The 22627-nt window shown below is 59.5% G+C and carries 20 protein-coding genes; 13 read left to right on the forward strand and 7 right to left on the reverse strand.

Annotated features, from left to right (window positions below):
- Positions 1-6: 6 nt before the first annotated feature.
- The 4 genes from AC1ROI_RS03145 to AC1ROI_RS03160 all read right to left on the reverse strand — a co-directional run bounded on the left by AC1ROI_RS03145 (position 7) and on the right by AC1ROI_RS03160 (position 5047).
- Positions 7-1272, reverse strand: a complete 1266-nt coding sequence (locus AC1ROI_RS03145) for an ABC transporter permease (RefSeq protein WP_010458486.1) — start codon at positions 1270-1272, stop codon at positions 7-9.
- 72 nt (positions 1273-1344) lie between these two features.
- Complete coding sequence (locus AC1ROI_RS03150) at positions 1345-2385, reverse strand: ABC transporter substrate-binding protein (protein WP_010458487.1); 1041 nt, start codon at positions 2383-2385, stop codon at positions 1345-1347.
- Between the two features lie 170 nt (positions 2386-2555).
- Positions 2556-3662, reverse strand: coding sequence for an ABC transporter ATP-binding protein (locus AC1ROI_RS03155; RefSeq protein WP_010458488.1), 1107 nt, complete (start codon positions 3660-3662; stop codon positions 2556-2558).
- Positions 3659-5047, reverse strand: a complete 1389-nt coding sequence (locus AC1ROI_RS03160) for an aminotransferase (protein WP_010458490.1) — start codon at positions 5045-5047, stop codon at positions 3659-3661. Before AC1ROI_RS03160 ends, AC1ROI_RS03155 begins: the two co-directional genes overlap by 4 nt.
- A 193-nt stretch (positions 5048-5240) precedes the next feature.
- On the opposite strand from AC1ROI_RS03160, the gene AC1ROI_RS03165 reads away from it, so the two are divergent.
- From AC1ROI_RS03165 to AC1ROI_RS03180, 4 genes are all read left to right on the forward strand, one after another.
- Positions 5241-6128: a transketolase gene (locus AC1ROI_RS03165; RefSeq protein ID WP_010458491.1), complete on the forward strand. Its 888-nt coding sequence runs from the start codon at positions 5241-5243 to the stop codon at positions 6126-6128.
- Positions 6125-7123 (forward strand): transketolase family protein, encoded by a 999-nt coding sequence (locus tag AC1ROI_RS03170; protein ID WP_010458493.1) that lies wholly within the window; start codon positions 6125-6127, stop codon positions 7121-7123. Before AC1ROI_RS03165 ends, AC1ROI_RS03170 begins: the two co-directional genes overlap by 4 nt.
- Positions 7113-8405, forward strand: coding sequence for an aspartate aminotransferase family protein (locus AC1ROI_RS03175; protein WP_010458495.1), 1293 nt, complete (start codon positions 7113-7115; stop codon positions 8403-8405). The genes AC1ROI_RS03170 and AC1ROI_RS03175 overlap by 11 nt, the downstream gene beginning before the upstream one ends.
- Positions 8406-8575: 170 nt before the next feature.
- Positions 8576-9244, forward strand: coding sequence for a GntR family transcriptional regulator (locus AC1ROI_RS03180; RefSeq protein WP_010458497.1), 669 nt, complete (start codon positions 8576-8578; stop codon positions 9242-9244).
- Positions 9245-9440: 196 nt separating this feature from the next.
- On the opposite strand, the gene AC1ROI_RS03185 is transcribed toward AC1ROI_RS03180, so the two are convergent.
- The gene (locus tag AC1ROI_RS03185) at positions 9441-10622 is read right to left on the reverse strand and encodes an acetyl-CoA C-acyltransferase family protein (RefSeq protein WP_077748879.1); all 1182 of its coding nucleotides are present in this window, start codon (positions 10620-10622) and stop codon (positions 9441-9443) included.
- Positions 10619-11401, reverse strand: a complete 783-nt coding sequence (locus tag AC1ROI_RS03190; RefSeq protein ID WP_010458500.1) for an enoyl-CoA hydratase — start codon at positions 11399-11401, stop codon at positions 10619-10621. The genes AC1ROI_RS03185 and AC1ROI_RS03190 overlap by 4 nt, the downstream gene beginning before the upstream one ends.
- 228 nt (positions 11402-11629) lie before the next feature.
- On the opposite strand from AC1ROI_RS03190, the gene AC1ROI_RS03195 reads away from it, so the two are divergent.
- The 3 genes from AC1ROI_RS03195 to AC1ROI_RS03205 are packed head-to-tail and all read left to right on the forward strand — an operon-like array spanning position 11630 to position 15073.
- On the forward strand, positions 11630-12733 hold the full coding sequence (locus tag AC1ROI_RS03195; protein WP_102594621.1) for a polyamine ABC transporter substrate-binding protein: 1104 nt from the start codon (positions 11630-11632) through the stop codon (positions 12731-12733).
- Between the two features lie 31 nt (positions 12734-12764).
- Entirely contained in the window at positions 12765-14183 is a 1419-nt protein-coding gene (locus tag AC1ROI_RS03200) for an aminotransferase (protein ID WP_083374635.1), read from the forward strand.
- A gap of 53 nt (positions 14184-14236) precedes the next feature.
- A complete protein-coding gene (locus AC1ROI_RS03205) occupies positions 14237-15073 on the forward strand; it encodes a helix-turn-helix transcriptional regulator (protein WP_371857860.1) in 837 nt (278 codons plus the stop codon).
- Positions 15074-15146: 73 nt separating this feature from the next.
- On the opposite strand, the gene AC1ROI_RS03210 is transcribed toward AC1ROI_RS03205, so the two are convergent.
- Positions 15147-15359 (reverse strand): hypothetical protein, encoded by a 213-nt coding sequence (locus AC1ROI_RS03210; protein WP_083374633.1) that lies wholly within the window; start codon positions 15357-15359, stop codon positions 15147-15149.
- Positions 15360-15538: 179 nt separating this feature from the next.
- On the opposite strand from AC1ROI_RS03210, the gene AC1ROI_RS03215 reads away from it, so the two are divergent.
- The 6 genes from AC1ROI_RS03215 (at position 15539) to AC1ROI_RS03240 (ending at position 22595) form a co-directional block, all read left to right on the forward strand.
- Positions 15539-16099 (forward strand): hypothetical protein, encoded by a 561-nt coding sequence (locus tag AC1ROI_RS03215; RefSeq protein ID WP_083374632.1) that lies wholly within the window; start codon positions 15539-15541, stop codon positions 16097-16099.
- 421 nt (positions 16100-16520) lie between these two features.
- Positions 16521-16874: a DUF6124 family protein gene (locus tag AC1ROI_RS03220; RefSeq protein ID WP_256580142.1), complete on the forward strand. Its 354-nt coding sequence runs from the start codon at positions 16521-16523 to the stop codon at positions 16872-16874.
- A gap of 279 nt (positions 16875-17153) precedes the next feature.
- Positions 17154-18305: a PheS-related mystery ligase SrmL gene (gene srmL / locus AC1ROI_RS03225; RefSeq protein WP_083374631.1), complete on the forward strand. Its 1152-nt coding sequence runs from the start codon at positions 17154-17156 to the stop codon at positions 18303-18305.
- 242 nt (positions 18306-18547) lie between these two features.
- Positions 18548-19048, forward strand: a complete 501-nt coding sequence (locus tag AC1ROI_RS03230) for a sigma-70 family RNA polymerase sigma factor (RefSeq protein WP_010458519.1) — start codon at positions 18548-18550, stop codon at positions 19046-19048.
- 40 nt (positions 19049-19088) lie between these two features.
- Positions 19089-20063 carry a FecR family protein gene (locus AC1ROI_RS03235; protein ID WP_102594619.1) on the forward strand — a complete coding sequence of 325 codons (975 nt, stop codon included), beginning with the start codon at positions 19089-19091 and terminating at the stop codon, positions 20061-20063.
- A 108-nt stretch (positions 20064-20171) separates the two neighbouring features.
- The gene (locus tag AC1ROI_RS03240) at positions 20172-22595 is read left to right on the forward strand and encodes a TonB-dependent siderophore receptor (protein ID WP_102594638.1); all 2424 of its coding nucleotides are present in this window, start codon (positions 20172-20174) and stop codon (positions 22593-22595) included.
- Positions 22596-22627: the final 32 nt, after the last annotated feature.

Consider the following 22627-nt stretch of genomic DNA (forward strand, 5'->3'; position numbering starts at 1 on the left):
GCTCCTTCAGCGCAGGCCGGCAATCTGGCGAATACCCACCAGGCGCGCGGCCAGCAGGTAAATGACCATGACACAGGAAATCAGCACCAGCCCGAGTGCCGAGGCCATGCCCCAATTGACGGTGGTGTTGGTATAGAACGCAATGAAATAGCCAAGCATCTGTTCGCGGGCACTGCCCACCAGGGTCGGCGTCACGTAGTAACCCGCCGCGACGATGAACGTGAGCAGGGTGCCGGAACCGATCCCCGTCAAGGTCAGGGGCAAGTAGACCTGCATGAACCCGCGTATGGGATGAGCGCCGAGTGAGGCTGAGGCGCGCATGAAATGGGGCGGGATATTTTTCATCACGTTGTACAGCGGCAGCACGCTGAACGGCAGCAGGATGTGCACCATCACGATGTACACACCCGACAGGTTGAAAATCATCGGCAGCGGGTGATCGATCAGGCCGAAGCGCAGCAGTAACGTGTTGACGATGCCTTTGTCCTGCAGTACCACGATCCAGGCCGTGGTTCGTGCCAGCAACGAGGTCCAGAACGGCAGCATGACCGCCAGAAACAGCAAGACTTGCAGGGCCGGTGAAGCCTTGACCATCAACGCGGCAAACGGAAAGCCCAGCAACAGACACAACAGCGAGACTATCAGGGCGATTTTCAGGGTCTTGAAGGTCAAGTCCAGGTACACCCGCTGGCTTTCTTCGACCGGCGCGACACCTTGATCCGTTTGCTTCAAGTCCAGGGCGGCCAGCAGGTAATACGGCGTATAGGCCGGGGACGCGCGGCGAAAGTCCTCCCACACCTGTGGTGAAATCCAGCGTTCATCGATGGCGGCCAAACGCTCTCGGGCGCTCTGGCTTTCCGGGTTCGCCAGCGGCGTTCTGTAGGTCCGTGCGGTGTTCATGACCAGGAAGCGATAACCACTGTTCTCGTAGTTGAGGCGTCGTGCCGCCTCACCAATGACTGCATTGCTCGGGGCGTTGATAAAGTCTTGCTCGAGCGCATCGAACACCCGGTCAGTTGGCAGCGCCGTTGAATCCTTCGCCGGCTCGTCGACCATCGTCCTGATGGCCGTGGGGAACGCTTGTAGCAGTTCGGGATTGCTGACGGCCCGGTAGAACATCATGCCGATCGGCAGAGCGAAGAAAACACAGGTGTAAGCCAGCAGCGGCAAGAGCAGCAGCATCGAAACCCAGCGCTTGCGGCGACTGGATTGATAATGGGCGACGGCCAGCGTGTCGACGCAAGCCGGTGCATCTATTGAGGAAACGGACATAGTGAAACCCACCTTGATAAAACCATACTCGAACCGCGCCTCCGTCATCGGCGGCGCGGTCTTGAGGCCTGTTTACTGTGCGACCCAGCGGGTAAACCGGTTCATCAGGTCTTCCTCGTAGTTGACCCAGAACGGTGTATCGAGCAGCAGGGCATCTTTCATGTTGGCCGGGGCGTTGGGCAACGCGCTGGCCGTCTTCTCATCCATGGCCGCTATGGCCTTGCTGTTGACAATGCCGTAAGGAATCGCGTGGGCGAAATCGCTTTGGGCCTTGGCACCGAGGATGTAGTCGAGGAGTTGATAACTGGCGGTTTTGTTCGGGGTGTTCTTGATGATGGTCCAGTAGTCCATGCTGTACAGCTGTTGCTGCCAGATCAGTGGAAAATGGTTTCCCTGTTGATTGGCGATGGCGATCCGGCCGTTGTAGGCGGCACTCACGGCGATGTTACCGGCGGCCAGCCATTCCAGCGGCTGAGCGCCGGTTTCCCACCATTGGATGTAGGGTTTGATTTGGTCCAGTTTGGCAAATGCACGGTTCTGTCCCGCCGGGGTCGCCAGCAATTTATAGACGTCGGCCGGTGCGACACCGTCGGCCATCAAGGCAATTTCCAGGGTCATGCGTGCCTGTTTACGCAAGCCGCGTTTGCCTGGCCATTTCTGGACGTTCCAGAAATCAGCCCAGCTTTTCGGGCCGTCGGCGCCAAATTTTTTCGGGTCGTAGGTCATCACTTCGGACCAAACAAACGCCCCCACACCGCACTCCGAAAAGGCCTCGGGATTAACCTCGGGCGCATTCTTCAATTGTTTGTGATCCAGGTCTTCGAGCAGGCCCTGTTCGCAGGCCAATTCCATTTCGTTCTGGTCCATCTGCACCAGGTCCCACGTGGGATTACCTGACTCGACCATCGCTTTCTGTTTCGCCAGGCCGCCGCCGTAGCTGTCTTGAACCACCGGTTTGGCGCTTTGCGCGGCAAACGGTTTGAACCAGGCCTTGTCGAAAGCCTCCTGCGTGGCGCCACCGAAACCGACCACCGTCAGGTCGCGGGCCTGGGCGAGGGGGCCGGTCAGTGCCAGCGTGAGTACAAGGGCCAAGCGTGTTGAATGTGAGTGCATGGTGCAACTCTCCTGCTGAAGGAAAAGCAAATAGGGATTAGCGGGTGTACCGGCAGGAAAGCGGCTCAGGTCGAGTGATCGAAACTGTGCATAGTGATGACCTTCTTATTGTTGTGGGTGTGGTGTGTTTCGGTGGTGACAAGGGTTTTGGGTCAGGCGCGGAGCGGTGCTCAACCCTGCGCGAAAACCCGCGCGTCTTCGGGGCGCCAGCTAAAACCGATGCGCTGACCGTTGTTCAAGCCCTTGATGGCCTCATCGTTGGCGGTTTTCACAATCAGCGTGTCGTCGTTGTCCAGTTTCAAGTGAATGCGCAGGTGATCGCCCAGGTAGACACGGTCGGCCAGAGTTGCCTGATAGCTGTTCTGATTGATCGGGGACAGTCGGATGTTCTCCGGACGGATCAGCAGCTCGACTTTTTTCGAGGCGCCGATTGGCATCGTCACGCCCATGCCACGGGCCTCGAAACCAGCGTCAAGTGCGACCTCGACCTCATGCCCATGGCGTGCAACGAGACTCCCGCGCAATACATTGTTTTCACCGATAAACGTGGCCACGTAAGCGTTTTCAGGATGCTCGTACAGCGAAACCGGATCGCCGATCTGGGCAATATCACCTTGATGAAACACGGCTACCCGGTCGGACATGGTCAAGGCTTCGCCCTGATCGTGGGTCACGTACACCACCGTGACGCCGAGTCTTCGATGCAACTGTTTGATTTCGTACTGCATGTGCTCGCGCAGGTTCTTGTCGAGAGCGCCGAGCGGTTCGTCCATCAGGATGACCTGTGGCTCGAATACCATGGCGCGGGCAAGGGCGACGCGTTGCTGCTGGCCGCCGGACAACTCCGTGGGGCGCCGTTGCTGCATGTCATGCAACTGGACCATCTCGATCGCACGCTTGACCTTGCTCTGCACCTCGATGCGATTGAGTCCGCGCATTTTCAATGGATAAGCCAGGTTCTCGGCCACGGTCATGTGCGGAAACAGCGCGTAGTTCTGGAATACCATGCCCATGCCGCGTCGGTGTGCCGGGACGTTCTGGATCGGTTTGCCCATCATGCGGATTTCGCCGCGGGTCGGGGTTTCGAAGCCGGCAAGCATCATCAGCGTGGTGGTCTTGCCCGATCCGGACGCACCGAGCAGCGTCAGGAATTCTCCTTGCGCGATGGAGAGATTCAGGTCCTTGATGATCAGCGTCTTGCCGTCATAACTCTTTTGCACATGGTTGAGGTCGATCAACGCACCGGATGAGTCGAGGGAATGGGCGAGGCTATTCATGAGCAGTGTCCCGTGGCGTGATTGACGTCGTTCAGCGCGTCCGTCAGGCGGCTGACCAGTTCGCGCAGCTGTGTCGGTTCAATAATGAAAGGTGGCGCCAGGGCGATTGAATCGCCCATGTTGCGCACGATCAGGCCGTGCTTGCGTGCCGCCAGTTCGACCTGCGCGCCGATCGCCACCTGCGCCGAAAACGAGCGTCGCGATGACTTGTCAGCCACCAGTTCCAGACCCGCAACCAGCCCGATGCCGCGGATTTCGCCAACCAGAGGGTGGTCGAACAGTGGCGCCAGTTCGCCGTGCAGAACCTCACCCAACTGGCGGGTGCGGGCAGGGATGTCCAGCTCCTGGTAGATGGATAGCGTCTCAAGGGCGACGGCGGCGGCCACCGGGTGCCCGGAGTAGGTGAAGCCATGTCCGAAGCCGTTCAGTTGCTGGCTCTGTTCTTCAAGCACTCGGTAGACCGGGCCGCTGACCACGGTGCAGGAAATTGGCTGATAGCCCGCCGAAAGGCTTTTGGCGCAAGCCATCATGTCGGGTGCAAAGCCCATCGTCTGATGGCCGAACCACTGACCGGTACGACCAAAGCCACAAATGATTTCGTCGGCCAGCATCAGAATGTCGTAACGGGCCAGCAGTGCCTGTACCGCGGAAAAATAGCCGGATGGCGGGACGATCACGCCGCCGGCTCCCATGACAGGTTCGCTGATGAAGGCAGCGATGGTGTCTGCTCCTTCAGCCTCGATGCGTCGCTGCAAGTCGGCGACCAAGCGTTCGCAGAAGGCGGCCTCAGACTCACCGGGCAAGCCATTACGGTAGTAATGGGGGCACTCGACATGAATCACCTGGTCCAGCGGCAAGCCGAATGCAGCGTGCATGTTTGGCAACCCGGACAGCGTCGCCCCCATCACCGTGGAGCCATGAAAACCTTTCTGGTGGGCGATGATTTTGCGCTTGTGCGTATTGCCCCGCGCCCGGTGCCAGGCCCAGGCCATTTTGATCATCGAGTCGTTGGCTTCCGAGCCCGAACAGGCAAAAAACACTCTCGCATCCGGTAGTGGCGCGAGGGTGGCGATGCGTTCGGCTAGGCGTGCCGTCACCGCTGGAACCCGATGATTGAAGGTGTGGTAGTAGGGCAGCACGTCGAACTGGCGTTGTGCGGCGTCGGCCAGTCGACGATTGGAAAACCCCAGACTGGCACACCAGAGACCGGACATTCCTTCAATGTATCGCTGTCCGTGTTCGTCGATGACGTGGATGCCATCTCCGCGTTCGATGACCATCGGGCCTTGTTGTTGATGGCGCCGCAGGTTGGTCTGCGAGTGCAGGTGAAAGCGTTGATCTGCCTGGGCCAGAACGCTGGCTGCGGGGGTGTTTTCGTGCGGCACGAGTGGCATCTCCGAGAGCTGAAATCAATATAACTTATAAGATCGCAAAATTCGGCCTAGTCTGGCCGGGGCATTCCTGCCTGTTGGAAAAAATAACGCCAACGGCTTGTTGTTGCAATATATATCTTATAAGTTGTAAGAAGGAGGCCGTGAGAGCGGTCGCCTTTCTAACAACCATTCAGGAAATGCAGCCATGTCGATAGCCGCTCCACCCCCCATTCCCGTTCCGGTCGAGGACCTGAGTCCCGGGCACATCGCCCACCTCAAAGAGCGCGCGCTGTTTGTACGCCTGGAAACCGTGCGCCTGATTTCCATCGCCAAGGTGGGGCACTACACCTCGGTGTTTTCCTGTGCTGAAATTTTCTCGGCGCTGTATTACGACGCCATGCGCTTGCGCCACGGCGAGCCCAAGTGGCCAGGTCGTGATCGCTTCTTGATGGGCAAGGGACATGCCGCAGTGGGGCTGTATCCGTTACTGGCGGACTGGGGCTTTTTCGACAAGGCGCTGCTCGACGGCTATACGCGCCTGGGTAATCCGTTAGGTGATCACCCGGATATGCGCAAGGTCGCGGGGGTCGATTTCAGTTCCGGTTCCATTGGTCATGCATTGTCCGGCGGACTGGGCATGGCGTTGGGTGGACGGCTGCAGAACAATCCGTTCGATGTATATGTGCTGCTTGGCGACGGCGAAATGCATGAAGGCCAGGTCTGGGAAGCGGCAATGGCGGCTGCGCATTACAAAACATCGAACCTGATCGCGATCATCGACCGAAACGGTTACCAGCTCGACGGCAAGGTCGACGACATCATCGGAATTGAACCGCTGGGCGACAAATGGCGCGCTTTCGGCTGGGACGTGCATGAGGTCGACGGGCATGACGTCGCCGCCGTGGCTCGTCTGTTGCGCCAGCTGAAAGCCGATACGCAACGCGAAAAGCCAGTCTGCGTGATCGCCTTGACCGTCAAGGGCAAAGGCGTCGAGTACATGGAAACCGAGCCCGGCTGGCATCTTGGCTGGTTGGCCGAGGAAGACGAATTGCTCGCTATCGAAGAAATCAAATCCAAAGGAGGTGTGCAATGAGCTCGCCCGTCAGCGCCGATACCTGGCAGTACCGGCAGATCAACGCTCGCGCCCCCGGCCTGAACTATTTGTCTGATGCGTTGATCGACCTGGTTGACGCCGGTCACAAGATCGCCGTCGGCACCGCTGACCTCCAGTACTCCAACGGCTTGAGTCGCTTCGCTCAGCGCCACCCCGAACTGTTTATCCAGTTCGGTATCTCCGAGCAAAACATGGTCACCGCGGCGGCGGGCATTGCCACCACCGGGAGCATGCCGTTTGTGGCGACATTCGCTTCATTCCTGGCCTTGCTCTGCTGCGAGCAGATTCGCATGGATGTGGCCTACAGCGCACTTCCGGTGCGGCTGATCGGACACCATTCGGGAATCAGCCTCGGTTTCTATGGCACCTCGCATCACGCCACCGAAGACCTGGCAATCACCCGCAGCATCGCTGATCTGACGGTCGTCGCACCCGCCGATGGCCCACAGTTGGCGGCGGCGATACGTGCCTCGATCAACCATTCGCAACCGATTTACTTCCGTATTGGTCGGGGCCAGGAACCTAACGTTTACCCCGATGACGTGGTGTTCGAGTTTGGCAAAGCCATCGTTCATGAGCGGGGTAGTGACCTGACCCTGATCGCCACCGGCAGCATGCTTCACCCGACGCTGGAAGCCGCGCAGGCCTTGCGCGCCAGTGGTTTATCGGTCGGGGTGATCGATATGCACACCATCAAACCGCTGGATCGTGATGCGGTGCTGCATGCGGCGGGCGAAAGCGGGTTGTTGATGACCGTCGAAGAACACAACGTGCTGGGAGGGCTGGGCGGTGCTGTGGCGGAAGTGCTGGCCGACACGGGTCAAGGGACGCGTTTGCGGCGTCACGGGATCGAAGATGAATACAGCCTCATTGCCCCGCCGACCCATCTCTATCGCCATTACCGGCTGGATGCCGTGGGTATTGAAGCCGTTGCCCGGGAGGCACTTGCCCCAGGAGTCGATCATGTTGCTTGACGCCAATCAGTCCTTGCATGAACGGGCTCGGCAGGTGTTGCCGGGCGGCCATCTGAGCCCGAGCCGCAAACTCGGTCAGCCTTATGCGTTTGTTCGTGCAGAAGGTCCGTATCTGTACGACGCCAACGGCGACCGTCATACCGATTTCCACTGTGGTTTCGGCGCGCATGTGCTCGGGCACGGCAATCAGGCGATTCGTCAAAAGGTTGCACACGTCAGCGAACGCCTTGACCTGATCGGCGCCGGCATTACCGATCTGGAAGTCGAGACGGCGCAAGCGCTGGTCGAGTGCATTCCCTGCGCCGAGCAGGTCGCGTTTTGCAACAGCGGCTCCGAAGCGACTTATCACGCCTTGCGCCTGGCGCGGGCCGTCACCGGCGCCAAACGGATCATAAAATTCCAGGGCGGATATCACGGCTGGCACGACTATGTGGCGATGAACGGCCAGACATCCCGTGAGCGCATGGACAGTTTCGACCCGATGTCTGACGGTATTCTGCTGGATGCCGCGCAGTACACGATCATCCTTCCGTATAACGATGCCGAGGCGGTGGAGCGTTACCTCAAGTCCAATCCGGGGGAGGTCGCGGCGATCATCGTCGAACCGATTGCCCACAACATGGGCTCGGTGACGGCATCGACGGCATTTCTGCGGGCGCTTCGGCAATTGACCGTCGAGCACGGCGTGATTCTGATTTTCGATGAGGTCATCACCGGCTTTCGTCATGCGCTGGGCGGCTATCAGTCGATCGTCGGCGTGACACCGGATCTGGCAACCTTCGGCAAGGCGGCTTCATCAGGTTATCCCGTGGGCTTGGTCGCCGGCCGTCGGGATCTGTTGGAGCGCGTAGGGCAGTCGGGCGACCGGGGCGTGTTCATGGGCGGAACGTTCAATGGAACGCCATCGACGCTGGCGGCGGTGCTGGCGACCATCGAGGAGCTTTCTCGCGAAGGCGTCTACGAACGCCTGTTCGCCATGGGCGACTATTTGCGCGGGCAGCTCGACGGCATTATCCAGCGGCTGGGCATTCCCGCTCAAAGTGCCGGATATGGGTCGGTCTGGCTGATGTACTTTTTCGAGGGGCCGTACAGCCAGTACCGTGATTTGTTGCGCAACGATGACGCGCTGGACCTGGCGTTTCGCAAGCGTTTGATCGAGCAGCGGATGATTTTTCAGCCATTACCCCTCAAGCGCCTGTACCTGTCGACCTCGCATACCACAAAGATTCTCGATGAAAGCCTCGACGTCATCGAAAACGCCCTCAAGGCGCTGATTCGCTAGGCCGAGCAACGGAGAGCGGCACGCGCAGTGCCGCTCTTTCTGCATATGATTCCCAAACCGCTGTAGAGCGAGGTTGAGTGTTACTTATAGGATATAAGACAATGTATTTCAGATTTTTGGCGCAACCCCGACAGGCTGCGCAATAAAAAGCATTATCCAGGAGTTCGACCGTGCAGATTCAACCGCTGGAACAAGGCAACCTGTCCGCCCGCGCCTATTACGCCATTCGCGAAGGACTGATCGCCGGCAACTTCCGGCCCGGCGAGCGGCTGGTCATGCAAGACCTGGCCGACAAGCTTGGCACCAGCGTCACCCCAGTCCGCGAAGCCTGCCTGAGGCTGGTCAGCGAGCGCGGTCTCGAGTTGCGTTCGGGCCGTTTTGCCATGGTTCCGGAGCTGACCATGAGCCGGTATTTGGAGGTGCGCACGATCCGCATCGCACTGGAAGGCCTGGCCGCTGAGCTCGCCACGCGCAACGTTACGCCGCAGGACCTGACTCGGCTGGAAGAACTGCATGCCAGTTTTCAACAAGCCGACCAAGCCAACGACGGTCCGCAAGCAATGCATTTCAACCGTGAGTTCCACTTCACGGTCTACCGGTTGGCGGCAATGGACATGCTGACTGCCCAGATCGAAGGGTTGTGGGTTTCCATGGGGCCGATCCTCAATCTGTTTTACACCAAGGGGCATAACACCTACATCGGTGCCGACGAGCATCTGGTACTGATCGAAGCCCTGCGCGAGAAAAAGCCGGCCAAGGCGCGCAAGGCCATTGCTGAAGACATCATGCGCGGTGGTGTCAGCATCATCGGCTTCATTACCGAAAGCGAAGGCAAGTAATCCGAGATTGAAGTAGATAACCCACCAGTTCCTCGATACGGACCTGGGGAATGTTGGCCGCACGGCACGGCGACGTGTTCTGGGAGTTAATCCAGGGCGTGGGGAAGGGGCGGGATTGATGGATTGCGACCAGTTGCCGAAGGAAATCATCAAGCAGCAGCGATGCCCGGCGTTGCACCGGACATCGCGCTAACACTCAAACTCGCTCAAAAATCGCCGCAATCCCCTGGCCACCGCCAATGCACATGGTCACCAACGCATATCGTCCGTTGATGCGCTGCAGTTCGTGAATGGCTTTGGTGGCAATCATTGCGCCGGTCGCGCCCACTGGGTGACCGAGGGAAATACCCGAGCCATTCGGGTTGACCTTGGCCGGGTCTAGGTCCAGTTCCTGGCTGACCGCACAGGCCTGGGCGGCGAAGGCGATGTTGGCTTCGATCACGTCCAGGTCAGCCACGGTCAGGCCTGCGCGTTTGAGTGCCAGGCGTGTAGCGGGAATCGGGCCCAGGCCCATCAGTTCTGGCTCAACACCGGCGTGGGCATAGCTGACCAGGCGAGCGAGCGGGCGCAGGTTGTTGACCTGCACCGCGCTGCCGGTGGCCATGACCAGTGCCGCAGCGCCGTCGTTCAGGCCCGAGGCATTGCCGGCCGTGACTGAACCGTCCTTCTTGAACGCCGGCTTCATCTGCGCGAGTTGTTCCAGGGAAGTGGAACGCGGGTGTTCGTCGATGCTGAACAGCGTCGTTTCCTTGCGGCCACGGATTTCGACCGCTGCGATCTGCTCACTGAAGTAGCCATTGGCGATGGCGAACGCCGCGCGTTTTTGATCTTCCAGGGCTAGGGCGTCTTGCATGTCGCGGGTGATGCCGTTGCGCTCGGCGATGTTTTCGGCGGTGATGCCCATATGGATGCCATGGAACGGGTCATGCAGGATGCCCAGCATGTAGTCGATGGCCTGGACGTTGCCCATGCGCGCGCCCCAACGAGCGGACGGCATCAGGTACGGGCCGCGGCTCATGGACTCGGCACCGGCGCCGATGGCAATCTCGGCGTCGCCCAGCAGCAAGGTCTGGGCCGCGCTGATGATGGCTTGCAGGCCGGAACCGCAGAGGCGGTTGACGTTGTAGGCGGGGGTTTCCTTGGGGATACCGGCGTTCATCGCGGCGACCCGGGAAATGTACGCGTCGCGGGTCTCGGTCGGGATCACGTTGCCCATCACCAGATGGCCGATTTGCGCCGGGTCCACGCCGGAGCGCTCCAGGGCGGCCTTGACGGCCGTGGTCGCCAGATCGGCCAGCGGGACATCTTTGAGCGAGCCACCAAAGGAGCCGATGGCGGTGCGTGCGGCGCTGACAACAAATACGTCTGGGGTGTTCATGAAGGCTTTCCTGTAGATGGGTTCTTTTCAGTGCTGCGATTAACCAGTGCGTTCAACGCTGCCTGCGCTTCAGGGGTGGTCAGGCGCTTGATGAACAGCAAGTTCTCCTGGCGAATGGTGGCTTGCAGTTCCGGCATGGACGTCTGCTTGAGCAGTTGCCGGGTCTGACGCAGGGATTCCTGGGGGAGCGCCAGCAGGCGACGAGCCATGCGCTCGGCGGCCGCCAGGCACTGTGGCCCGTCGTCGAACAGTTCGTTGGCCAATCCACACGCGACGGCGGCGGCACCGTCCAGGCTGTCGCCCCACAGCAGCAAGCGCGCCGCCCGGGCATGACCGAGCAGGCGCGGCAGCAGCAGGCTGGCGCCGAACTCCGGGCACAGGCCCAGGTTCACGAACGGCATGCGCAACCGGGCATTGCGCGTGACCAGCACCTGATCGCAATGCAGCAGCAGGGTGGTGCCGATGCCGATGGCCGCTCCGCAGACCGCCGCGATCAACGGTTTTTGCAGGTGGATCACCACGCGCATCAGGCGAAACGCCGGGCTATCCAGATCGGTCGGCGGATGCTGGAGAAAATCCGCCAGGTCGTTGCCACTGGTAAAGCAGGTGTCGCCACCGGTGACAATGATCACGCCGATTTCAGCGTCTTCATCAGCGGCCAGCAACAGATCGGCCAGCTGCGTGTACATGCGATTATTCAGCGCGTTGAGCTTGTCGGGGCGGTCAAAGGTGAGCGTCAGTACACCTTCGTTTCGTTCTTGTTTGATCAGGTCGTTCATGTACGTACCCTGGGTGATCGCTATGAACGGCACTCTAAGCGCGGGACCGGCGCCGGATCTATGACAAAACCAGTCAACGAAACTGCCGCTTTTTGCCATGTCGGCCGTCGCGAGCGCCACAAACCGGCCCACACACCCATTCGGGGTATGGCGCGGTTGGCTGAATCGACCAATAGTGGATTCATCCGCTCATCCAGATCGGAACTCGCTTGATAAGGTGAATTTGCTATGCGCAAGGCCTTCTTGGTGATGCTTGGTGCGTTGATTGTGCCGCTGTCGGCAGCCGTCCACGGCGCCGAAGTGGACGATAGCCACACGCTGCGGCTGTATAACTGGGCGGATTACATTGGCGAAAAAACCATTGCCGACTTTCAGAAAGCCACCGGCATCCGGGTGATCTACGACACCTTTGATGCCTATGAAACGGTTCAGGCCAAGTTGCTCACCGGTCACTCCGGCTATGACCTGGTGGTGTTGAACGCTTCCCTCGCACCACCGCTGATCAAAGCCAAAGTGTTCCAGCCGCTCGATAAAAAGTTGCTGCCAGGCTGGGCCAACCTGGACCCGAAAGTCTTGCAGGACTTGCAGGGGTTCGATGCCGGCACGCTGTACTCGGCGCCCTATACCTGGGGCAGCAATGGCATCACGTACAACGTCGACAAAATCAAGGAGCGCATGCCGGACGCGCCGATTGGCTCGTTGGCGATGATCTTCGACCCTAAAATCGTCTCGCGCTTCGCCGATTGCGGCGTGACCCTGGTCGATGCGCCCACTGAAGTCATTCCACTGGCGCTGAAGTACCTGGGGCGCGACCCGCGAAGCGCCGCGCCGGAGGACCTCAAGGCCGCCCAGGATTTGCTGCTGTCGGTCAGGCCGTACATCCGCAAGTTCGACTCGGTCAACTACCTGACCAGCCTGCCCAATGGCGATGTGTGCATGGCCATGACCTGGTCCGGCGATTACGCGACCGCCATGGCTCGCGCCGAAGAAGCCAAACTGAAGATCAAGCTGGCCTATTTCATTCCCAAGGAAGGTTCGCTGATCTGGTTCGACAACTTGTACATCCCCGCCGATGCGCCCCACGTGGCCAACGCCCACACGTTCCTCGATTACTTGATGCAGCCACAAGTCATGGCCGACGTGACGGACTTCATTCACTACGCCAACAGCAACGCGGCGGCCACACCGTTAGTGCACGCCGATGTGCGCAACAACCCGGCGATTTATCCCGATGACGAAACCCGCCAGCGGCTGTTTCCGCAGAAAACCCAGGATGCAAAAGAGATTCGTGCCATGACCCGCGTCTGGAGCACGGTGAAGAGCGGGATTTGATCGTTTACCCATTTTGGTTTGAGGTTTTTGTATGGCTACTCCAACTCAGAAAATGCTGTCGAGCGTTGATAACGCCCATTTGCTCAAAGCTGATAAAGCCCACTACATGCACGGCTATCACATGTTCGACGAACACGCCGAACAGGGTGCGCTGAACATTGTGGCCGGTGACGGCGCTTATATTTACGACACCCAGGGCAACCGCTTTCTCGATGCGGTGGGCGGCATGTGGTGCACGAACATTGGGTTGGGCCGAGAGGAAATGGCGCTGGCGATTGCCGACCAGGTCCGGCAACTGGCGTACTCGAACCCGTTTTCCGACATGTCGAATAACGTCGCCATCCAGTTGTGCGAGAAACTCGCCAGCCTTGCCCCCGGTGACCTCGATCACGTGTTCCTGACCACCGGCGGCTCCACCGCCGTGGACACCGCTTACCGGTTGATTCAGTACTATCAGAACTGCCGTGGCAAACCGGAAAAGAAGCACGTCATCGCCCGTTTCAACGCGTATCACGGCTCGACCACACTGACCATGTCGATCGGCAACAAGGCCGCCGACCGTGTGCCGGAATTCGATTACGCCAACGACAAGATTCACCACGTCTCCAACCCAAATCCTTACCGGGCGCCGGATGGCATGGACGAGCCGCAGTTTCTCGAGTTTCTGATCAAGGAGTTCGAAGACAAGATCCTGTCCATCGGCGCAGACAAGGTCGCGGGCTTTTTTGCCGAGCCGATCATGGGCTCCGGCGGCGTGATCATTCCGCCCAAGGGTTACCTGAAACGCATGTGGGAAGTCTGCCAGCGCTACGACATTCTGTTTGTCGCCGACGAGGTGGTGACGTCGTTCGGGCGCCTGGGCAAGTTCTTCGCCTCGTATGAGGTGTTCGATGTTCAGCCGGACATCATCACCACGGCCAAGGGGCTGACGTCGGCTTACTTGCCGTTGGGCGCGTGCATTTTTTCCGACCGTATCTGGAAAGTGATTGCCGAGCCCGGCAAGGGCCGTTGCTTCACCCACGGCTTCACCTACAGCGGCCACCCGGTCTGCTGCACGGCGGCACTGAAAAACATCGAGATCATCGAGCGTGAACACCTGCTGGAGCATGTCGACGTGGTCGGCGCGTATCTGGAACAGCGTCTGGCCACACTCAGCGACTTGCCGCTGGTGGGCGATGTGCGCTGCCAGAAATTCATGGCCTGCGTGGAGTTCGTGGCCGATAAACGCACCAAGGCGTTGTTCGCCGACGAGATCAACATCGGCGAGATGATTCACTCCAGGGCGCAGGCCCGGGGGCTGCTGGTGCGGCCGATCATGCACCTCAATGTCATGTCGCCGCCGCTGATCCTGTCTTGCGCTCAAGTGGATGAAATCGTCGAGACCCTGCGGGTGTGCATTCTTGAAGTGGCGGGCGAACTTGAGCAGAACGGCCTGTATTTCGGCCAATGAGTTCGTCGAATCCGCGGTTATCAGGTGCCGGTTCACCCGCTAGACTGCGGGGCATGAGCAAACCAAACGATGACACATTGATCGCCTTGCCCTTCGGCGCCTTGCATAAATGGCACGGCGAAATGCGCCAGGCCTTCGCCCATATCGATGAGCCCGACGCGCTGAGCTTTTTGGCGTCGGCCTTCGGGCATCTGGTGGCTATCGAATCGGTGATGATCAGCCTGGAACACAAGGACCGCCCGCCACAATTGTTGTATCAGCGGGGCATCCCGGAAAAATACCGGGAGTCGATCATCGACCGCTATTTTTCCGGGGGCTACCTGCTCGACCCGTTTTGCCTGGCGGTGGAGCAGGGGCTGGCCGAAGGGTTTTATCACCTGGAGGACATTGCCCCGGACAACTTCTTCGACAGTGAGTACTACAAGACTTACTACTTGAAGGCCGGGAGTTCGGAGGACAGTTTTTACATTGTCGATACCGGCCATGACACCCAGGTGTCGGTGAGCCTGTTTCAAGGCTTCGGCGGGGAAAGTCTGCGGCTTGAACAGCTGAACCTGCTGCGGGCGGTTGAGCCGCTGGTGCGCGAATTCATCCGCGAGTTCAGCTGCCGGGGCTTGCAGCTCAGCGCCGTCAATGAGGGCGTGCGTGACGATCTCAAACAACGTGTGCAGTCCGCCTTCGAGCAGTTCGGCTGCGACTTGCTGACCGAGCGCGAGCGGGAAGTGGCGCACATGGTGCTGCGGGGGCACTCGGTGAAATCCACGGCCAGCCAGATGAGCATCTCGCCGGAGACGGTGCGCATGCACCGCAAGAACCTTTATCTGAAGTTGAACATCGGTTCACAGTCGGAATTGTTTGCGCTGTTTATCGAGTGGCTGCGCAAGCACTGATCCAACCGCCAGCCGCTCCCACAAGGCATCACCATAGAAGACGGGATGAGCAATTAGCTGGGTCTTCGAACCACTACGGATCTGACTTTTTATCTACCTGGGGAGCCAAGGGGCTATCCAGCACCCAATGCATTTTCTGAAAGGCTTTGCGCTCGCGCGCGACCGCAGCGTCCCATTCATCCCCGAACGCTTTGCCCGAGCGGACCAGCTCCATGACCGCCGCCGTTGCGGCGGTCAGTTCGAGGCGGGCCTGGCGCAGGTCTTCGTTGAACTTCTCAATCGTCATCCATGCACTCTGAAAGTCGTTGCAGGCGTTTGTATGACCGGGAAGCAGATTTTTTCGGCCAGATTTGAGGGTCGATTGGTCGCAAGTCATCGAGGTTCAACTAGAATTTTAGACGTCGGAAGGCAGGTTGCAGCCGCGCTCAAACAACAAAAACAGTGCAAAACAAGGGGCATCCAACCTTGAAAATTTCAGCCCTCTGCGCTACCGGGAGCCTGTTGGTTTCGACTGCGGTGTCTGCCACCGGGATTATTCCTGTCCTCGACCTGGACTTCACACGACCGGCTGTCGAGACCCTGAAAAAAATCGGCATCAATGACGCGTGCATTATTGCCGCCTCCAACCCTGCAGCGTTCACCTACTGCCGGGAAGGGTCATCAACGCTCTGGAAGTATCAGGCGCTCGATCTGGAGCAACAGGCGTCGATCCTTAAAGGCGAACAGCGACCCGCCACGGATTTCGGGCGAATCACCGTGGTGGAAGTTGACAGTGCCGCCTGCCTGGAAGACACCCCTGCGCCTTTGATCAAGCCGGCTATTACTCGCGGGTTAGCCTTGGGCGTGATCTTGCTGTTTTTGTTGATCGGCTTTCGATACACCTACCGGGCGATCATGCCCCTCCGCGATGACCACAAAGTGCTGTCGGACGCGTCCTTGCAACGATTGACCGGATACTTGCCGGCAAAGGCGCTGGGAGCGTTTGGTATTGCCGCTGCCGTGACGCTGGTTTACTGCTTCTGGTGACATCACCGGTAACAGCGTTCGTCCGACAACTCGATCAACTGTGGGAGTGAGTCTGCTGCCTGTTTGGAGTACATGTTTAAAGGCGTTTAAGGTTACTTCCTGAAAGCTACAGCGCCTTGCGCCATTGCCTACGACTACGCCAGAATCCGCCGGCTTGTGCGCTTTTGACCCCGTCGGTAACTTGATCCCCGTCACTGATTCCCAGTGATCGGGTTTAGTAGCCCGAAGGTTTGAAGGCTGCACAAGCGTCTGTCAGACAGGTGTTCCAATGCCTGTCCCTGATGGTGGCTGTGCGCAGGGCGCCCTCGGGCGCGCCGGCTTTGCCTTCTTTCCCCGGTCTACTAACCTGCGTACAGCCGCCACCCCTTGTATTAGTAGCGAGGTGTAGCTGCCCATTAAGGAAGAAAGGCATAGGTGCAAAGTGACTCCAAACCCGCCAGACACTGATCCGGCATCCCTCTACGAATCACTCGATTCCAAAAAACTCCACGAAGCCGCCGAACGCGCCCTCGACCATTACCTCAACCCCGCCGCCCTCAAAATCCCGGTCATTCGAAAACCGAGCACCATGTTCATGATTGCACCGGACATCAAAGACGAAGACCTGCTGGCGCACACCTGCGAATCACTGGCCTCGGCCAGCGTCATGACCGCCGATTTCGCGGCCTTCCTGGAAGGACCGCATCGGCATACGGCGCTGGGGATCCAGCAGATCATCATGCAAGCGGAACTGGCGGTGAACCGGATGATGGATAACGTCGACGTGCCCCAGTAAGCAGCGTAATACCGCGTCGTCGTTCTTCGCGAGCAGGCTCACTCCCACATTAAACCGCGTCCGCCCGGACAACTCGGTCAACTGTGGGAGTGAGCCTGCTCGCGGTGGCATCACCTCGGTCTCAAGTGAGCCGATATCTACACATCAACTCATGCAGGGTTTGCACGTCCTTGAAGTAAGACTGTGCTGTCAGCTCCTTCTGATTTTTCCTGTTCGTCGGCTATACACACCAACGGCTGTGTACCTTGTCGGCAAGGACTCAATTTTGAGAGAAACAGCATGGAAACGTCTTCAAGGAAAACCGTTACGGACAGCGTTCTGGAACAGGCCCTGTTAATGGTTGATCTAACCGAATCAAACAATCCCGACCATTCCGTCCGGCTCCTGCTAACTGAAATACTCCAAGGACTTGCCGAAAAAGGTTGGCCTCAGGCTCAACTGCAAACGGGGCCGCGAATTGTCTCCGCCGAGGAAAATTACGGATTACTCGGCTATGACCCGGCAGAGGTCACGCTAGGGAGTGAGCACACCCGTTGGGTCGATGAATACTCGCTGTTGAGAACACAAACCACCAGCCAGATTCCGGCCGCGCTTCAGCGAGCGGCTCAAGTGCGGCAACCGGGGCAAACGATCTTGCTGGCCGCGCCGGGTATAACTTTCCGTCGTGATAGCCGGGATCGTTGGCATTGCGCGGAGCCACATCAGATGGATGTCTGGGTATTGGGTGATCCGGAGCTGTCGACGCATGAACAGCTGTTGCGTCTGGTCGGCGACATCCTCAAGTCTGCTGTTCCTGAAAAATCCTGGGTCTACAGCGACAGTCCGCATCACTACACGGAGGGTGGAATCGAAGTGAATGTGGTGAATGACGGTGCTCCGGTTGAAGTACTGGAGTGCGGCCGTATAGCGAGGTCTTTGTTGGAGCGCTTGAAGATTGATCCGCAGCGTCATGGAGGGTTGGCGCTTGGGATGGGGCTGGATCGGCTGACGATGTTGCGCAAAGGTATCCCGGATATTCGCTTGCTGCGAGATCAGAACGTGCGAGTGCAGGCGCAGATGCATGATCTGAATCCATGGGCCCCGGTATCACGTTTGCCATCGATTGCTCGTGACATTTCGTTGGCGGTTACGCCCGGGCTGAGCGAGGAGGTGTTGACCGAGAGAATGCTGCAGGCGGCGGGTGACTGTTCTGACTGGATCGAGGAGATGCAGATCAAGGGGCGTTGGGCATTCTCGGATTTACCCGCGCAGGCGATTGAACGGCTCGGGCTGCTGCCGGGCCAGGAAAATGTGCTATTGCGCGTGGTGCTGCGTGATTGTTCGCGATCGATCACTACTGCTGAGGCGAACGCTTTGTATGCGGACATTCAGGCGGCGATGCATGAAGGAGCGCCGGGGGCTGGTTATCGAATGGATCTGCCAAAAGCCTAAAACTAACCTACCCGCGTATTCATTGATGCGTCGCGTCATCGTTCTTCGCGAGCAGGCTCGCTCCCACATTAAACCGCGTCCGTCCGGACCACTCGGTCAACGGTGGGAGCCTGCTCGCCATAGTAGTCTTTCAGGCGACATCATTCCTGGGTGACTAACGGCAAACCTGGCGATGTGGAATCCATTGCTTCCCATTAATAGGAAGCATTACTATTCACGCCCCGTCTCCACAGCACACCGCAATGACCCCCAAGTTGCCCCGCAGACACGGCTTTTTCGAGCATTACGAAGAGTTGGTTGGCACCTGGACCCGTCGCCTGAGAAATCGTCAGCAGGCCGAGGACCTGGCGCACGACACCTTCGTGCGGGTGCTTGAGTCCGATTCGTCGGCGGTGGAACAACCTCGGGCCTATTTGCACCAGACCGCGCGCAATATCGCGGTGGATGGTTATCGGCGTGAGGACCGGCGGGGCGCCATGGAGTCGGAGGCGGTTGATCACAGTGGGTCTTCGTCCGGCGACCCGGAGCATTTCATGCAGGCGATCCAGTTGGCTGATTCCATCGAACGGGCGCTCTGCGAGCTGCCGGTCAACTGCCGAAAAGTTTTTGTCTGGCAGAAGATCGAAGGCCTGACCCAGGCGGAAATCGCCGAACGCCTGGGTCTGTCCAAGAACATGGTGGAAAAGTATATGATCCGCACCTTGCGGCATCTGCGCGACCGCCTCGACGGACTGCACCCATGATCGGCCGCGCTTTCTCATCCCCAGCCAAACAGGAACTTCCATGATGGATACTCGTGATTGTGCGTGCGGGCAAACAACGGTGCGCGACGATGCGGTGCGCTGGTTTGTGCGTTTGCAGGAACCGGCCGTGGACGTCGAAGCGTATCGGCGTTTCGAAGCCTGGCTGGCTGAACATCCCCAACATCGCGACGAATTCCAGGTGCTGCAGGGCTTATGGACGGCCGCCGATCTGCTGCCCGCCAAGCGTCTGCAAGCCCTGTGCGAAACGCCGCCGGCACGTCGCAAGCGTCAGCCGCTGGTGCGTTATGCGGTGGCGGCCAGTGTGCTGGCCGTGGCGCTCGGCTTGGGGTTGTTCAGCGGGTTGAATCACCCGACGACCTACACGGCCGACTATTCCACGGCCTTGGGCGAGCGTCGTCATGTGGCGTTGCCCGACGGTTCGGTGATCGACCTGAACAGTCGCAGCCGCGTGCAGGTGCGCTATGAAAAAGACCGGCGCGGCATCGAGCTGATGGAAGGCGAAGCCCTGTTCAGCGTCGAGCATGACAGCCGCCGGCCGTTCGTGGTCGAGGCGGGTAGCGGCAAGGTGACGGTCACCGGCACGCGTTTCGATGTGCGCCGGGACCTGACCGAAACCCGGGTCGCGGTGGAGCAGGGCACGGTCAAGGTTCAGGGGCAGGGACCTGATGTGATCAGCCTCACCGCCGGCCTCGGCACTCGTGTCGATGCCAAAGGCGTGGTTGCCGCCGCTTATGCGGTCAATCCGGCGGAACTGACCGCGTGGCGCAGCGGCAAACTGGTGTTCAACAACGCCAGCCTTGCCGATGTCGCCGCAGAAGTCTCGCGCTACCGCGAGAAGCCGCTGACGGTCGGCAACGACAAAGTGGGCAATCTGCGCCTTACCAGCGTGTTCAAAGCAGACAACACCGACGCGCTGCTCAAGGCCTTGCCGAGCATCCTTCCGGTGGGCGTGCGGACCCTCGATGACGGCAGTCAGGAAATAATTTCCAATTAATTTCCAAACCGATTCAGGTTTTTTTTGAGTTCTTCGTCTTCTTGTCCAACTGCAACTGGTTTGCATTAACAGCCGCACACTCTTGCGATCTACAGGACAATGTTCGACGTGAAGAAAACCACCGCTAAAAACAATAAGTCACCTTGGCTGCGGCTTGCGCTCGCGCTGGCCGTCAGTGCCGCGCTTCCCCAGGCATTTGCCGCCGACGGCATTCATATTCCCGCGCAACCGTTGGGCCAGGCCTTGAGTGAGCTGGGTCAGCAAACGTCGTTGCAGGTTTTCTTCAGTCCTGAGCTGGTGGCCGGCAAACAGGCCCCCGCCGTCGACGGCGACCTCTCGCCGGAACAGGCCTTGCGCCAATTGCTGCAAGGCAGCGGCCTGCAATACCAGATCGATCAAGGCTCGGTGACCCTGATGCCGGCGCCGACTTCCGCAACGGCCGGCCCGATCGAGCTGGGCATGACCGACATCAAAGTGGTCGGCGACTGGCTCGGCGATGCCGACGCTGCGGTGGTGCAGAACCATCCCGGCGCACGTACCGTGATCCGCCGCGAAGCGATGGTCGAGCAGGGCGCCATGAACGTCGGCGACGTATTGAAGCGCGTGCCCGGCGTGCAAGTGCAGGACGCCAACGGCACCGGCGGCAGCGACATTTCCCTGAACGTCGGCGTGCGCGGCCTGACCTCGCGCCTGTCGCCACGCTCCACCGTGCTGATCGACGGCATACCGGCAGCCTTCGCGCCCTACGGCCAGCCGCAACTGTCCATGGCGCCGATTTCCTCCGGCAACCTCGACAGCATCGACGTGGTGCGCGGCGCCGGTTCCGTGCGGTATGGACCGCAGAACGTCGGTGGCGTGATCAACTTCGTGACGCGCGCGATCCCGGAAAAAGCCACCGGTGAAATCGGCACCACCCTGGAAACCTCCCGGCACGGCGGCTGGAAGCACATCGACACCGCATTCCTCGGCGGCACCGCCGACAATGGCATCGGCATGGCGCTGTTGTATTCCGGCGTGAACGGCAACGGTTATCGCGAGCGCAACAACGGCAATGACATCGATGACGTGATGCTCAAGACGCACTGGGCGCCCACCGATGTCGACGATTTCAGCCTCAACTTTCACTACTACGACGCCAGCGCCGACATGCCCGGCGGCCTGACCCAGGCACAGTACGACGCCAATCCGTTTCAGTCCGACCGCAATAACGACAACTTCAGCGGGCGCCGCAAGGATGTCTCGTTCAAGTGGACGCGGCAGCTCGATGATCGCACTCAGGCCGAAGTGCTGACGTACTACACCGACAGCTTCCGTGGCAGCAATATAGCGGCTCGCAATCAGCAAACCCTGGGCTCGTTCCCGCGCACGTATTACACCTTCGGTATAGAACCGCGGGTGTCCCGTGTGTTTGACGTCGGCCCGACCACCCAGGAAGTCAGTGTCGGTTATCGCTACCTCAAGGAGGGCATGCACGAGCAGGCGAGCCGCCTGGCGCTGGTCAACAACGAGCCAGTGATTCGTCCTGGTTCGGACGGCCATGTGTACCAGGATCGTACCGGCGGCACTGAAGCCAACTCGGTGTACGTCGACAACAAGATCGACGTCGGTAACTGGACGATTACGCCCGGCATCCGCTTCGAACACATCAGCACCGACTGGCACGACCGCGCCGTGCTCGACACCGCCGGCAGACGTGTACCGGAGAAAAACCGCAGCATCGAAAGCAACGAGCCACTGCCTGCCCTGAGCGTGATGTATCACCTGTCGGAGGAGTGGAAGCTGTTCGCCAACTACGAAACCTCGTTCGGCAGTCTGCAGTATTTCCAGCTGGGTCAGGGGGGCACGGGGGATGAACCCGCCAATGGCCTGGAGCCGGAAAAGGCCAAGACTTATGAAGTCGGCACGCGCTACAACAATGAGGTGTGGGGCGGTGAGTTGACGGCGTTCTACATCGACTTCGATAAAGAGTTGCAATACATCAGCAATGACGCGGGCTGGACCAACCTCGGCGCGACCACGCACCAGGGCATCGAGGCGTCGGTGCACTACAACATGGCGGCACTGGACCCACGGCTCGACGGCCTGACCGCCAACGCCGGGTTCACTTACACCCGCGCCGTGTATGAAGGTGAAATTCCAGGCTTCAAGGGCCGTGACCTGCCGTTCTATTCGCGCCAGGTGGCGACCGCCGGCCTGCGTTACGACATCAACCGCTGGACCTACAACCTCGACGCGTTTGCCCAGTCCAAGCAGCGCTCACCGGGCGTTGCGGTGAACGCCGATGGCAGCTTCACCAACAACTACATCACCGAAGGCTCTGCTGATGGTCAGTACGGCGACATTCCGGGCTACGTAACCTGGAACGTGCGCGGTGGGTATGACTTCGGCGCGCAGTTGTCGAATCTGAAGCTCGGGGCCGGGGTAAAAAACATCTTCGACAAGCAGTACTTCACCCGCTCCAGCGACAACAACTCGGGGATGTACGTCGGTGCACCACGCACGTTCTTTGTGCAGGCCAGCGTCGGGTTCTGATAGCCCGAGTCGCCTTCATTCGCGGGCAAGCC

The organism is Pseudomonas sp. GW823-FHT02C02 (assembly GCF_058797635.1).

Bases quoted from the DNA above. Each gene is read 5' to 3' on its own strand.
- AC1ROI_RS03145 (WP_010458486.1), bottom strand. From the start codon at position 1,272: ATGTCCGTTTCCTCAATAGATGCACCGGCTTGCGTCGACACGCTGGCC.
- AC1ROI_RS03150 (WP_010458487.1), bottom strand. From the start codon at position 2,385: ATGCACTCACATTCAACACGCTTGGCCCTTGTACTCACGCTGGCACTG.
- AC1ROI_RS03155 (WP_010458488.1), bottom strand. From the start codon at position 3,662: ATGAATAGCCTCGCCCATTCCCTCGACTCATCCGGTGCGTTGATCGAC.
- AC1ROI_RS03165 (WP_010458491.1), top strand. From the start codon at position 5,241: ATGTCGATAGCCGCTCCACCCCCCATTCCCGTTCCGGTCGAGGACCTG.
- AC1ROI_RS03170 (WP_010458493.1), top strand. From the start codon at position 6,125: ATGAGCTCGCCCGTCAGCGCCGATACCTGGCAGTACCGGCAGATCAAC.
- AC1ROI_RS03175 (WP_010458495.1), top strand. From the start codon at position 7,113: ATGTTGCTTGACGCCAATCAGTCCTTGCATGAACGGGCTCGGCAGGTG.
- AC1ROI_RS03185 (WP_077748879.1), bottom strand. From the start codon at position 10,622: ATGAACACCCCAGACGTATTTGTTGTCAGCGCCGCACGCACCGCCATC.
- AC1ROI_RS03190 (WP_010458500.1), bottom strand. From the start codon at position 11,401: ATGAACGACCTGATCAAACAAGAACGAAACGAAGGTGTACTGACGCTC.
- AC1ROI_RS03195 (WP_102594621.1), top strand. From the start codon at position 11,630: ATGCGCAAGGCCTTCTTGGTGATGCTTGGTGCGTTGATTGTGCCGCTG.
- AC1ROI_RS03200 (WP_083374635.1), top strand. From the start codon at position 12,765: ATGGCTACTCCAACTCAGAAAATGCTGTCGAGCGTTGATAACGCCCAT.
- AC1ROI_RS03205 (WP_371857860.1), top strand. From the start codon at position 14,237: ATGAGCAAACCAAACGATGACACATTGATCGCCTTGCCCTTCGGCGCC.
- AC1ROI_RS03210 (WP_083374633.1), bottom strand. From the start codon at position 15,359: ATGACGATTGAGAAGTTCAACGAAGACCTGCGCCAGGCCCGCCTCGAA.
- srmL (WP_083374631.1), top strand. From the start codon at position 17,154: ATGGAAACGTCTTCAAGGAAAACCGTTACGGACAGCGTTCTGGAACAG.
- AC1ROI_RS03230 (WP_010458519.1), top strand. From the start codon at position 18,548: ATGACCCCCAAGTTGCCCCGCAGACACGGCTTTTTCGAGCATTACGAA.
- AC1ROI_RS03235 (WP_102594619.1), top strand. From the start codon at position 19,089: ATGATGGATACTCGTGATTGTGCGTGCGGGCAAACAACGGTGCGCGAC.